Below are 13,587 nucleotides of genomic sequence, written 5' to 3'. Positions count from 1 at the left end.
GTCGACCTCGTCGTCGAGGAGTTCGATGACGGGGACGGTGCGGGCGACGGACTCGTCGCCGCCGCGGCCGGTCCAGGCGTCGAGCACCGCGTTCTTCAGGGCGGGCCAGGGGAGTTTGTCGCGTCCGGCGTCCGGGACGAGGCCCGCGGTGTCCACGAACAGGGTCTCCGCCGGGGGCCGTTCGTCGGCGCCGGGGCGGACGAGCACCCAGAGGTGGAGCGGGATGCCGTACGGGGGTGCGGCGCCGGCCGGGAGGGCGATGACGGCCCGGAGCGCGCCGCGGCGCAGCAGGTCGGCGCGGATGCGGCGGCCGGAGCGGCGGGAGGCGACGGCGGGCGGCATGAGGAGGACGGCGGTGCCGCCGGGGCGGAGCCGGGCGAGGGCGTGCTGCACCCAGGCCAGCTCGGACTCGGTGCGGGCCGGGAAGCCGTACTCCCAGCGGGGGTCGTAGGCGAGTTCGTCGTGGCCCCAGGCCCGCTCGTTGAACGGGGGGTGGCACAGGACGGCGTCGGCGGCGAGCGCCGGGAAGGCGTCGGCGCGGAGCGTGTCGCCGGCGGCGGCCCGGACGTCGGCGTCGCCGTGGAGGGCCAGCCGGAGGGCCGAGAGGGCGGCCAGGTCGGGGTCGGCGTCCTGGGCGTGGAGCGCGGTGGGGTGCGGGACCGCGCGCAGCAGGCCGCCGGTGCCGGAGGCCGGGTCGAGGACGGTGGCGACGGGGCGGCCCTCGGATGCCGCGGCGGCGAGGGCGGCCATCAGCTCGGCCAGCGGGGGCGGGGTGAGCGTGTACTGGCGGGGGTTGGCGTCGAGGTGGCGACCGAGCAGGAACTCGAAGGCCTGGCGGGCGCCGCCCAGCTCGCCGGCCAGCTCGACGGCGGCACGGAGCAGGGGGACGGCGGGGAGCGTCTCCGCGGGGGTGGGGGTGTGAACCGACCGGTGCGGGCCGAAGCGGGCGGTGAGGACCTCCTCGAAGACGCCGGGCAGGAGCGCGCCGAGGCGGTCGTCGGGGAGAGCGGCCAGCTCGGTCCAGGCGCCCGGGCGGGCGCGGAGGAGGAGCAGGGCGCAGCCGGTGTGGAGGAGGCCGGTGACGGTGCCGCCGGGGTGGCCGGCGAGCTGCTGCCAGACGCGCTCACGGAGCGGGACCTCAGCGAGTTTCCCCTGGTCGCGGAGCCATTGCTCGATGTCGGCGAGGGAGAACGACGGGCTGGTCTCGGTGCCGCCGACGGGCTTGGGGAAGTCGGCGTGGCGGCGGCGCCAGTTGCTGACGGCGGCCCTGCCGACGCCGGCGAGCCGGGCGATGCCGGCGGCGGTGACCTCTGTCGTGCTCTCTTCGGGCACCTGTCCGTCTCCCCTCGTACGTATGTGAACACACGGAGCATAGCGTCGGATCGGGTTCACGGCGTGAGCAGACTTGATTCTCCTGAACCGTGTTGACTCGGTTCACAGTCTCTGTTGTGATTACTCCATCGGAACACGGAGTCCCGACAGCGGAGTTCTCACAGCGCCCGGAAGGTGCCACAGCCATGTCTCAGCAGAAGCGCAACTGGTTCGCCCGCCACAAGGTCCTCACCGCGGCCGGCGCGGTCGTCGCGGTCGTCGTGATCGGCGCGGCGGTGGGCGGGGGCGGCGACACGGAGCCCACGACGGGCGCGAAGCAGAGGCAGGAGCAGCCTGCCAAGCAGGGCGGCGAAAAGAAGGCACCGGAGGCCGCCGAGAAGAAGGGCCCCACGATCGGCGGAGACGGCGACTTCGAGGTCGGCTCCGACGCGAAGCCGGGCCTCTACCGCTCGACGGGCAACGAGGACGCGGGCTGCTACTGGGAGCGCGCGAAGAACGCCTCGGCCGACACGGACTCGATCCTCGCCAACGACAACGTGACGGGCACGGCGTACGTGGAGATCAAGGCGACGGACAAGCTCTTCAAGAGCTCGGGCTGCGGCACGTGGGAAACGGTCGACGCGAAGGCGAAGGGCACGCCGGGCACGACGCTCAAGGGCGACGGCGGCATGTTCAAGGTGGGCGTGGACATCGCCCCGGGCACGTACAAGTCGACGGGCAACAAGGACGCGGAGTGCTACTGGGAGCGAGCGCAGGACGCGACCCACGGCACGGACTCGATCCTGGCGAACGACAACGTGACGGGCACGGCGATCGTGAAGGTGAGCGCGTCGGACGCGTACTTCAAGTCGTCGGGGTGCGGGGACTGGGTGAAGACGGGCTGAGGGGGCGAAGACGCGGAGAGGCCCCGCCGGCACGTGTCCCGGCGGGGCCTCTCACTTGGTGGGTGTGGGTACCACCCGGATCTAGTCGGATCCTCCCGGATCTACTCGGACGGCGCCGACGGGATCGTCGCCACCGTCACCTGCCCGTCCATCAGGCACTCGATGAGGGCGGACCCACCCAGGGGGTGGATCCAGAAATGCGGTCCGGCATCGAGGATGTCCCGCGCGTGCCGGATCGCGACATCCGCGGGCATGGTCACGGTCGGCATCAGCAGGTTTCCCCACATGACAGCCACCCGCTTCTCACGCTGCGCGTACGGCGCGAGCAGCTCCGACGCCATCGTCACCCACTGTTCCTCGTCGTCCCACCACAGTCGGTCGTCGTACGAGGCGCTGTCGAAGTCGATGGCATCGCCGGAGGCGGCCGGGAACCTGCCGAGGGTCGCCCGGTCCAGTTCCCGGCTCTCGCCAAGGTCCAGTCGCACGACAAGGCGACCGTCCTCGTCCCGCGGGTCGTTCATGAAGGCCGGAAGGTAGTCCGGTCGGCTTCCGTAGGCGTTGTTCTCGGTCATCTCTGCAACTTCCTGAGCCAGGGGGCGACGGTCGCGGACGGCCAGCGGATCGCGTACTTGCGAACGTTCGCGCCCCTGCCCGTCATGACATTGATGTGCGCACCCTTCTTCTCGTCAACGTCGAGGCGGAACTCCCTGTAATCGCCATTGCTCTTTCCGGTGAATCCGGTCACCTTGCCGAAGGTTTCGACGGCGATTTCCAGTCGGCCCCGCAGAGTCTTCCGGGTTCCGGTGTCAAGCGGACCGACGATGTCCAGCCCGGTGTTCCGCGCGGATTCGAAGGAGTCCCTGTCGAGGGTCACCTCGCTCCTCGGCTTCTCCGGATCGCACTCACATACGCTTGAGTGACCAGGCTGCTCGCCACCGCAGTTGTGCACCAGCACCGCGTCGTTCGGGTCCGCCGCCAGTACCGTGTCGCCCGCGAACACGAAGTACGTGTGCAGGCCCTCGATGCTCAGGTCGTACGTCGTCCTGTCGGCCTTGTACGACTTCACGTCGACGATCGACGTCGGCGCACCCTCGCCGTTCTGGAGCTTCTGGCCGACCTTGAGGTCGCCCGCCTGCGTCCAGGCGTTGCGGGTGGACTCGTAGAACTGGTGGTGCTCGGTGGTCTCGATCGTCTTCGGACCGGCCTCCGTCTTCACGGTGACGTCGACGTAGTCGCGGTCGGTCTTCGTGACGATGACCTGCTTGACCTCGTGGATCTCCTGGGTCTTCTTGCCGGGCTCGGCCGTGAGGACCTTGTCGCCCGCCTTGACCTTGGAGATCTGCTTGGTCGTGCCGTCCGCCATCAGCACCGGCGTCTTGCCGGTGAAGCTGTGCGGCGTGTTGCCGCGGCGGATCGGGCACCCGGGACCGGACGAGCCACCGGGCGAGTCCTTCGCCTTCGGGCCCTTGCCCTTGCCCTTCGCGCCGAACGCGCCGCCCATCACCGCGCCGATCGTCGCCGCCTTCGCGGCTCCGGCGACCGAGCAGCCCTCCTCGCTGTTCACACACGAGGTGCCGTACTCGACCGCGCCCGTGAGGGCTTCCTCGCCGGCGCTCTCCGCGACGTTCGTCGCGATCTTGCCGGCCGTGCCGGAGAGCAGCTTGCCCGCGGCGCTCGCCGCGAGACGACCGCCGACACCACCCGCGGCACCGGTCACGGCGCCGATGGCGACCGCTCCCAGGAATCCGCCGACCGACTTCGGACCGTCGCTCATCATGTAGCCGACACCGTTGGCCGCCGCGCCCGCGAGGGCCGCGCAGCCGATGGCTCCGACGCCGGCCGTGATCGCGGTGCAGCCCGCGAAGACGGCGATGCCGACGGCGACCGAGGCGATGGTCGAGGCGTGTTGCTTGACGAAGTTGGCAGTCGCCTTCGCCGCCTTCTTGACGGCTCTGCCGACCTTCTTGGCCGCCTTGACCACCTTCTTGGCCACGTGTTTGACGGCCTTGGCGACCTTGCGGACCGCCTTCTTCACATGCTTGACGACCTTGTGGGCGACGCGTTTCACGGTCTTGTAGACACGTTTGACGTATCTCTTGACCTTTCTGACGCTGTCGGCCACGTACCGGACGGCCTTCCGCACCGCCCGCTTGGCCCGCTTCACCACCCTCTTGACGGCCTTCTTGACGTGCTTGGCGGCCTTCTTGACGACCTTGGCGACCTTCTTGACGGCCTTCTTGACGTGCTTGTAGGCCGACTTGACGGTCTTCTTGACCTTCTTCTTGACCTTCTTGACGATCTTGTCGGCCCAGCCCGGCCAGTGGCCGGTCGGGTCCATGCCCGTCATCGGGTTGCCGTCCGCGTACGCGTACCGGTTCGCCGAGATCGAGTTCGGGACCCCGCTGAGGGCGACGGTGTCGCGGCTGTTGAACTGGCCGGTCTCCGGCGAGTACCAGCGCGCGGCCATGTTGACCTTGGCCGTCTCCGGGTCGGTCCAGCCGGACTGGTAGCCCAGCGAACCGAGCATCGTCGCCGACTGGACGACCTTGCCGAACGGCGTGTAGGTCGTCGATCCGGTCAGTGCCTCGCCCGTGGTGGTGAACTGCGCCACCACGTCCGTGTGCAGGTCCGTCAGGGCCAGCACGGAGCTGACGGCGTTCTTGATGCCGACGACGGCGCCCCCGGCGTCACGGCTGTACGTCGACAGACCGTCCGAGGCCACCTCGTTCCCGTCGCCGCTGTACTTGAAGGCGTAGAGCTCGGTGCCCGTCTCGTCCTTCGCGTTCAGCACACGGTCGAGACCGTCGTAGGTGTAGGTGCGGTTTCCTTCCTGGATGACGCGGTTGAAGGCGTCCACCTTCATGTTCGTCACCCGGCTGGCCTCGTCCGTCACCGAGCTCAGCGTGCCGCGCGCGGTGTAGGTGTAGGCGCTGTGGCCGTCCGACGTGAGCCGGTTCCGGGCGTCGTAGGTGTAGGTGTCGCCACCCACCCGGGTCCGGTTGCCCGACGCGTCGTAGCCGTAGACCTGGTTCGTCGTCCCGTTGTTCCAGGACGTGACGCGGTCGGCCCAGTCGTACGTGTACGTGTTGGCCGTCGACCCGGCGAGCCCCGTCGTCGTCTTCGACGTCAGGTTGTCGTCCGCGTCCCACCCGTAGGTGAAGGACGCGAGCGTCTTGCCGGTCGGCGAGGTCAGCGAGTCGCTGGTCAGACGCTCCAGCTTGTCGTAGCCGAAGCTGCGCTTCGCCTTGCCCGTGCCGTAGTCGACCGACGTCACGTTGCTGTTGACGTCGTATCCGTACGTCGCCGTCGAGCCCGTCAGACCGTCGTTCGCCGTCTTGAGGCGGCCGGCGGTGTCGTAGCCGAAGGTCGACGTGCCCGAGGCGTCGGTGCGGGAGGTCATCCCGCCGTCGCCGTCGTACGCGAAGGACGAGGAGCCCGAGGGCCCGTTCGCGGTCAGGAGGAGACCCCGGTCGTCGTAGGAGAAGGTGTTCTTCTCCGTACCGAGACCGGCGACGGCCGTGATCCGGTCGTCGGCGTCGTAGTCGTACGTGTGGTCGGCCGTGACGGCCTCCGCACCCGTACCCGACTGGCGGACCAGCCTGCTCTTCACGTCGTACTCGAAGGAGATGTTCACCCCACCGGGAGAACGGGACTCCTTCATCCGGCCGCCGCCGTCGTAGACCGCCGTGAACGTCCGGTCCGCGAGGTTCGGGTGGGTCGGCGTGGACGGCTCGATCTGCGCCTCCGGCAGACCCCACGTGTTGTACGTCGTCAGGAACGGGTTGCCCCGTCCGTCGGTGAACCGGGTCTGGTTGCCGGCCGCGTCGTACCCGTAGGTCGTGGTGATCGACTCGGTCGCGGAGACGGGCTCCACGATCTTCGTGATCAGACCCGAGGAGTCGTACGCGAAGGTCTTCGTGTGACCGCGGTGATCGGTCGCCGAGACCATGTTGCCGGCCCGGTCGTAACCGGTGCTCGCCGTGCGGAGCACGGCACCCGTCTCACTCAGGTCGTCCGTCTTCACCAGCTGGCCGAAGCCGTCGTACGTGTTGCGGGTGCTGGTGCCGTCGGGCTCGGTGACCGTGAGCGGCTGGCCGTCCATGTCGTAGGTGAAGCGCGAGACCTTGCCCGCGCCGTCGGTCACCTCGACGACCTCGCTGTCGGCGTTGTACTTGTACGACTCGCTGACGCCCTGCGGCGACACGACGCGGGACAGCTCGCCGCCCGGCGCGTTGTACTCGTTGATCGCCGTGTACGCCCGCTGGGTCGGCTGGCGCACGATGTCCGTGCTGGTCAGCTCGCGGCCCAGGTAGTCGTACGTCATCTCCTGGCGGGCGCCGTTCGGCCGGGTGGCCGACAGCTGGTCGCCGTTGGTGGAGTAGGTGTACCGCGTCGTACCGCCGCCCGGCTCGCTGACCGAGGCCAGGTCGCCCAGCTGCGTGTACGAGTAGGTGGTGCGGCCGCCGAGCGGGTCGACCTCCGCCGTCACCTGGCCGAGCTTGTTGTACTCGTTGTACGAGGTCGCGCGGATCGGGGCGGACGCACCCGGCGCGAGGTACTCGGGAGACGTCGTCGACAGCTCCTGGCCCTCCGCGTCGTACGCCGTCGTCACCACGTTGCCCAGCGGGTCCGAGGACTCGGTGGGCTCGCCGAAGGTGTTGTACCCGGTCATCGTGACGGGCCGGACGGAGACCGGGGTCCCGCCGTTCTGCTCCGCCATGACGGCCGGCTCGGTGACCGAGGTCTGCTGGCCGAGCTCGTCGTAGCCGTAGTCCGTGACGTTGCCCGCGGTGTCCGTCTGGGACACCGGCAGACCGCGCTGGTCGAGCTTCCACGAGGTGGTGCGGACCGAGGAGCCCGCAGCCGGCAGGGTGCCGCCCTTGAGCGCCGTGACCTGTGCCGCGGTGAGCGCCTCGCCGTAGACCTGGACGTCGTCCAGGCCGCCGAGGTGGTTCTCCGCGTAGGCGCCCTTGTACCAGCGGCGGCCGAGCTGGAGCGGACCGGTGGCGTCCCACGGCGTGCCGAAGGTGGCCGGGGTGCCGCTCGCGACGCCGTTCACGTACAGCCGGATCTGGGAGCTCGCCTGGTCGTAGACGCCGACCAGATGGGTCCAGGTGTTGGCCGTGACGGCGGCGGTGCCCGACGAGACCCGCACGATGGCCGGGTCGTAGGTGTCGGTGGCGTGCCGGTTGAAGGTCCAGCCGTAGGCCGTCGAGTAGTAGAGCTGGAAGCCGGAGGCCTCCTTGCCGTCCTGCGCGAGGAAGGTCCGGTTGGCCGCCGTGCTGCTCAGCTTCACCCAGGCCGAGACCGTGAAGCTGCCGGCGGTGTTCACCACCGGGCCGCTGGTCTGCGCCCAGGAGTTGGCGTCACCGTCGAAGGCGCCGTTGCCGCCCCGGTCGGTGTTCCAGTGCATCCCGGTGCCGTGGGTACCGGTGTTGTTCGCGCCGGAGGAGTCCGCCAGGCCGAAGCCCGTCGTCTCGTCCAGCTTGTAGCGGGCCACCGGGGCCGTGGTGCCGTCGTGGCTGGTGGACCCGGTGATGTTGCCGAGGGCGTCGTAGCGGGTGTCCGTGGTGGACACGTCGCCGGTCGCCGGGTCGCGGTCCGTCTCCGAGACCACGTTGTCGTCGGGGTCGTAGCTGGTCTGCGTGGTCCTGGCGAGCCCGTTGGGGTCGAGGATCTCGGAGACCGTACGGTCGGCCGCGTCCACCGTGAAGGTGCTGCGGGTCTGCCCGTCGTTGGTGATCTGCTCGATCAGGTTGCCGGCGGCGTCGTAGGTGTTCGCCTGCTCCGTGAAGGACTTGCCGGTCTGCGGGTCCTTGCGGACCACGGAGGCCGACAGGCCGTCGTCGGTGTAGGTGTACGCCGTCTGCCAGCCGAGCGAGTCGGTGATCGACGCGAGGCGGCCGGCCGGGTCGTAGGCCCGGGACTCCTGGACGAGGGTCGTCGGAGCCGTCGGGTTGTACGGGTCGCCGGTGTAGTCGAGCAGGCTCGTGGTGAGCGGGCGCTGCTCGCCGTCGAAGGTGTAGGTGTTGACGGTCCCCGCGGGGTCCGTCTCCTTCACCTTGTTGCCGTAGACGTCGTACGCGAACGACGTGGTGTCGCCGCCCGGGTCCGTCCTGGTCGCCATCTGGTTGTACGCGTCGTACGTCATCGACGTGACGCGCGCGGTGTCACCGCCGGTGAGGTCCTGGACCGTCTGGGACAGGATGTTGCCGTCCGGGTCGTACCCCGTGGTCGTCTTCGCCTGGTGCTTGGCGCCGGTGACCCGGTTGGTGACGGCCGGGGTCGTCTCGGTGAGGACCTGGTCGTTCTTGTCGTACGTCTGCGACGTGACGAGACCGGCCGGGTTGGCGTCCGAGACCTCCTTCTTGGAGATCTCGCGGCCCAGCTTGTCGTACGTGTACTCGACCGAGGCGCCGTTGGCGTCGGTGATCTTCGCCAGGTCGCCGGTGGAGAAGTACGAGTACGTCGTCCTGCGGCCACCCGGGGTGGTGACCAGCGACACGAGACCCGCCGGTGTGACCGCCGTACCGCCCTCCGCCGCCGGGGTGGTGGCGGTGGTGTACGTGGTCGAGGCGGTCCGGCCGTTGGGGTGGCCCGCCACGGGGGGCGTGGTCACCGACAGCAGGTTGCCGCCCGCGTCGTAGGAGTAGCTCGTGAGGTAGGCGTTGTCCGTCGGACCGGTGGAGCGTCCGTCCCGCTCCGTGAGGATCAGGTCGTTGCGCAGGTCCATCGGCGGGAATGCCGTGGTCGAGTCCGGGTAGAACGTGTAGTACTCCGTGGAGCACTTGTTGGCGGCCGTGTTCTGGCAGGTGGTCTGGGAGACCGTGTTGCCGCGGACGTCGTGGCCGTTGATGGAGCGGTTGCCGTTGGCGTCCGTGATGGTGTGCAGGAAGCCGCCGGTGTCGTACCCGTAGGTGGTGCGGTCGCCCTCGGTGTCGATCGCGGCGAGCAGGCGGTTGCCCATCTCCGCGTCGTACACGTAGGTGAGGGTGCGGTCCTTCGGGTCCGTCAGCTTCACGGTCTTGACCGGGGCGATGCCGGAGGACGCCTTGTAGGCGGACCAGTGCGTCGCCACGTCCGCTTCGGTCAGGCCCTTGGCGTGGACCGAGACCTCGGCGATGGAGCCGGTGAAGTAGCTGACGTCGCCCGGGGAACTGAACCAGCCCTTGCCGAAGCCGGCACCGATGAAGGTGCGGGTCGTCGACTGGTCGTTGGCGGCGCCGGTGAAGTCCTTCTGCTTCACACCGTCCAGGTACAGCGTCTGCGTCGTGCCCTTCGCCGACAACACCGCGTGGTGCCACTTGTCGTCGGTGACGGTGGCGGTGGTGCCGAAGTCGGCGGTGCCGAAGTCGGCGGTGCCGCTGCCGCTGACGCTCCACCAGTGACCGCGCAGCTTGCCGTCCGCGCCGACGTACAGCAGCGGCGAGTAGGCCGCGCCCGCGCCGAGCGGGTCGTTCGGAGCACGGGCCTGGTCGCTCATGATCACGCCCGGCTCGGCCGTCTTGAACCAGAGTTCGACCGAGCGGTCGGTCTTGGCGTGCAGCGGGCCGTACGGGATCTCCACGAAGGAGGTCGAGCCGTCGAACGTCGACGCGCTCGCGTCACCGGGACCGAAGGGGCCCTCGTCGCCCTGGATGACGTTGTTGTACGTGCCGAAGCCGGTGTTCACCTGGTTCGCGGCCTGCGCCGCGGCCTGGGTGTCGTCCAGGCGCCAGTAGCCGGCCGGGGCGGTGCCCATGACGGCGGAGCGGTAGACCTGGGACGAGCCGGTGATGGTCGGCGGGTTGAGCTTCCAGGTGCCGCCGTTGCCGTCGGTGGCCTGGAGGACGCGGTCGTCGGTGGTGTCGTAGACGACGGACGCCTGCGTCTTGGCGCCGGGCGTGGTGATCTTCTGTAGCAGACCGGCCGAACGGACGGCGGAGTCGTACTGCGTCCTGATCACGTCGGCCGACAGCGGCTCGGAGAAGATCGCGACCTCGGCCAGCTGGCCGGTGAAGTGACCGAGCTTGTCGTTGGCGTTCATCGCCGGCCAGCCCATGGTGTTCACACCGGCGCCGAGGGCGATGTACGGCTGCACCCAGTCGTTGATGGCGCCGCTGAGCGAGCCGACCGCCGCACCGTCGAGGTACAGGGTCTGGCTGTTGGCGACACCGGTCAGGACGGCGTTGTGCCACTTGCCGTCGGTGACGACGGGGGTGGACGTGATCGTCGACATGCAGCCGGGCGACATCGCCAGGCAGCCGCGCAGCTTGCCGTCGGTGCCCACGTACACCGCGGGGGTGTTCTTCGTGGTGTTGGCCACCGGGTCGGGGTCGCTGAGGGGCTTGTCGCCGTAGTAGAAGAGCACGCCTCCGGCGGTGCTCGTCTTGAACCACAGCGAGACCGAGGTGTACGAGGGCGTGGCGCCCGGCGCGGCCGGCATCTCGACGTACGAGGTGGTGCCGTTGAAGGTGGCCGCCTTCTGGGTGGAGCCCGCGAGGGGGCCCGTCCCGCCCAGCGCCACGTTCTTGTACGTGCCGTTGTACTGGCCCTGGTTGGCGTCGAGGGCGTCCTGGGCGACCGTGCCGGAGGTCTCGCCGAGCCGCCAGTAGGCGAACGGGTCGGCGTCGAGGACCGTGGTGCGGTAGTGGTTGCCGGTGGCGTAGGAGTACGTCGTGCACTTGGACCAGTCGGCCGGCGGGCACACCTTGGTGAGCTGGTCACCGGTGTAGGTGTACTGCCAGGTCTGGACCGAGTTCGCGTCGCCGGCCGTGGCCTGGTCGGTGAAGACGGTCTGCACGTGCCAGGCGGTGGCCGAGGCCGGCTGGTACCAGGTCAGGCCCAGGTTCCGCTTGGAGACCTCGTTCGTGATCTTCGTGAGGCGCTTGCCGGCGTCGTACGAGAAGGTCTCGGTGCGGCCCGCGTAGTCCTTGATGGTCTTCAGCGCGTAGGTGCCGGTCTTCGCGGTCGCCTGGGTGAAGGCGTACTCCGTGAAGTCCTTGTCCGTGAGCGTGTAACCGCCGGTGACGGCCGCGAGGCGCGCGTAGCGGCCCAGCGGGGGCACGAAGGTGCCGTCCGAGTTCCGGCCGAAGGCGACCTGCTCACCGCCCGGGTAGGTGATGATCACGCTGGTGAGCGCACCGGCGCCGTCCTTGACCTCGACGGCCTTCATGTCGACGATCGTCGACCAGCCGGCGCCGAAGGCGGAGTCCAGGCGGGGGTCGAGGCTGTTGTAGGAGCGCTCGATCTCCAGCGACGGGCCGATCACCGACACCTGGGCGTCGGTGTCCTCGGTCGTGTAGTTGCCGTCCGAGGGGTCGAAGTCGTGGCCGTCGGTGTTCATCGACAGGCCCGAGGTGACCGGCGGCTGCGGCACGGCCGTGGTGAAGCGGCTGCCCTCCACGACGGCGGAGGTGCCGTCGCTGGCCTCCACGTACCAGTCGTAGTTCTTGGACCACTTCAGCTTGCCCGCGGGAACCTTCCAGCTGCCTTTGCTGACCGCGCCCGAGGTGGCGATCAGGGTGGGGGTGCCGGTGGCGTCGCCGTCGTAGACCTCGAAGGTGTACGACAGCGGGCTGGGGCCCTTGTCGGCGTCGCTCGCGTAGACGAGCAGCTCCGGCTGGAGGGTGTTGGCCTGGAAGTTGGCCGGCGGGTACTGGGCGTTGATCTGCGGCGCCGTGTTGGCCGTGTACGTCAGATCGAGGGCCGGGCGGAAGCCGGCGGTCGCCGAGTTGTCCGAGTGGAACTTCTTCCAGTGGAGCATGTCGTTGGTCGGCGCGGTGAGCGCCAGGCCGTAGTTGGCGGCTCCGCCGGCGACGTTGTTGAACCACGTCGTGTTGAGGGAGACCGGCATCTTCACGCCGACCGAGGCCGAGTTCCCGCTGTTGGAGCAGGAGGCGCCGGGGGCGGGGGTGGCCGTGCCCATGGCCGGGCCGAAGCTCGGGCCGGGGTAGCTGGTCACGCCGGACGGGGTCCAGGACTGGGTGACGGGGTGCACCGAGAACGACTGGGCGGCGCAGGTGGAGGACCACAGCGCGTAGACGTTCAGGGTGGCGGCGGTGACCCGCTTGCCCGCGAGGGTGGTGCCCAGCGAGGAGAACTGCAGGAACGAGTTGGTCTTGTTCGTTCCCGAGTCGTAGGAGCCGACCTTGATCTGGGTCTCGGTGGAGTGGTCGCCGCCGATGGTGTTCTGGGTGTAGGTCGAGTTCGACGCGGTGACCGTCGGGTCGACGGTGACCGGGTAGACCCGGGCGGGGTCGTCGAGCCAGGCGCGGTCCGCGGTCATCCGCAGCGCCGGCTCGCCGTCCACCGTGACGAGCTCGTAGGTGACGGCCCGCGACTGGGCGGGGTCGCCCGAGCGGGGGTCGATCCTGGAGTCCTCCATGAACGCGTGCGGGATGGTCGCGGTGACCTTGCCGTTCGCGTCGGTGAACTCCACGTCGCCGTCCTCGGCGACGCGGGGCGTGAGGCCCTTCACCGCGAGCGGGAACGTCCAGGAGTTCGCGGCCTGCGGGGAGCGCAGGACGACGTTCTCCTTGAAGCCCTCCGCCAGCGGTACGAGCTGCACGTCGGTGTCCGGCAGCACGTCCGCGTAGGTGACGGTGCCGTTCCCGGCGACGGTGGGCTCGGCCTGGGCCGCGCCCTTGAGCGCGTACGCGAGGGAGCGTCCGGCGCCGAAGTCGACGGAGGCGAGCCGCTCGTCGGCGGCGGTCGGCGCGAACTCGACGTCGAGGGAGTTGGCCGTCTGCTGGAGGCGGCCGTCCTCGTCCTCGGTCAGGCTCGTGTCGATGGCCTTCCATGTGCCGTCCGCGCCCTTGAAGTTGGTGCGGCCGGCGAAGTGGCGGACGGTGGTCGAGCCGTCGGCGTTGACGTAGTAGTCCGAAGTGGCCGTGGACTTCTTGGCGTCGCGCTTGCTGGTGCGCGCGTCGAAGCTCTTGGCGGTGCCCGGCGCCCTGCCGGTGCGCGCCTCGTCGGGGTCGTCGGTCTCCCGCTCGAACAACGGGAGTTCGCCCTTGCCCTTGCCCGGCTTGCGCCCGGCCTTGCCCTCCAGGCTCGTGGCGTCGGCGGAGGCCTGGTGGCTCTTGCCGCGGGCCGTGCCGCCCTGCTGGTCAGGGGTGTCGAGAGGGTTCTCGCTCACCCACTGCCACAGCCCCGAGAGGGAGAGCCTGGGCATCTTCACCGGGCCGAGCGTGACGCCCGCGGCGAGCGCCGACTCGGTGGTGAGCATGAGGAACAGTGAGATCAGTACGGAAAGAGCCGTAGCCCTCAACCTGCGTCTGCCGGTGCGACCGGGTGGGAACAGGCGAGGGCTACGGACCCGGCGTATACGCATGGGTCAGCCTTTACTAACGCGATTCTTACAAAGCCTCGCGAGCCTGCCCGATGACGG

Annotated in this window: 4 protein-coding genes; 1 reads left to right on the top strand and 3 read right to left on the bottom strand. The window is 69.5% G+C overall.

What is annotated here, in order from left to right; genetic code table 11:
- On the bottom strand, positions 1–1,332 hold a 1,332-nt coding region (locus EAO70_RS17345), incomplete at its 3' end, for an N-6 DNA methylase (protein WP_148005192.1).
- A 185-nt stretch (positions 1,333–1,517) separates the two neighbouring features.
- Between EAO70_RS17345 and EAO70_RS17340 the strand changes: the two genes are divergently transcribed.
- Positions 1,518–2,216 (top strand): hypothetical protein, encoded by a 699-nt coding sequence (locus EAO70_RS17340; RefSeq protein ID WP_148003867.1) that lies wholly within the window; start codon positions 1,518–1,520, stop codon positions 2,214–2,216.
- Positions 2,217–2,317: 101 nt separating this feature from the next.
- Here EAO70_RS17340 and EAO70_RS17335 read toward each other — a convergent pair whose 3' ends face one another.
- Positions 2,318–2,788, bottom strand: coding sequence for a hypothetical protein (locus EAO70_RS17335; protein WP_148003866.1), 471 nt, complete (start codon positions 2,786–2,788; stop codon positions 2,318–2,320).
- A complete protein-coding gene (locus EAO70_RS17330) occupies positions 2,785–13,425 on the bottom strand; it encodes a LamG-like jellyroll fold domain-containing protein (RefSeq protein WP_261992917.1) in 10,641 nt (3,546 codons plus the stop codon). Before EAO70_RS17330 ends, EAO70_RS17335 begins: the two co-directional genes overlap by 4 nt.
- Between the last annotated feature and the right edge of the window lie 162 nt (positions 13,426–13,587).

The organism is Streptomyces sp. adm13(2018), assembly GCF_008042145.1.
GTDB lineage: Bacteria > Actinomycetota > Actinomycetes > Streptomycetales > Streptomycetaceae > Streptomyces.
This window is presented reverse-complemented; position numbering and strand designations above follow the sequence as displayed.

Bases quoted from the DNA above. Each gene is read 5' to 3' on its own strand.
- EAO70_RS17335 (WP_148003866.1), bottom strand. From the start codon at position 2,788: ATGACCGAGAACAACGCCTACGGAAGCCGACCGGACTACCTTCCGGCC.
- EAO70_RS17340 (WP_148003867.1), top strand. From the start codon at position 1,518: ATGTCTCAGCAGAAGCGCAACTGGTTCGCCCGCCACAAGGTCCTCACC.
- EAO70_RS17330 (WP_261992917.1), bottom strand. From the start codon at position 13,425: ATGCTCACCACCGAGTCGGCGCTCGCCGCGGGCGTCACGCTCGGCCCG.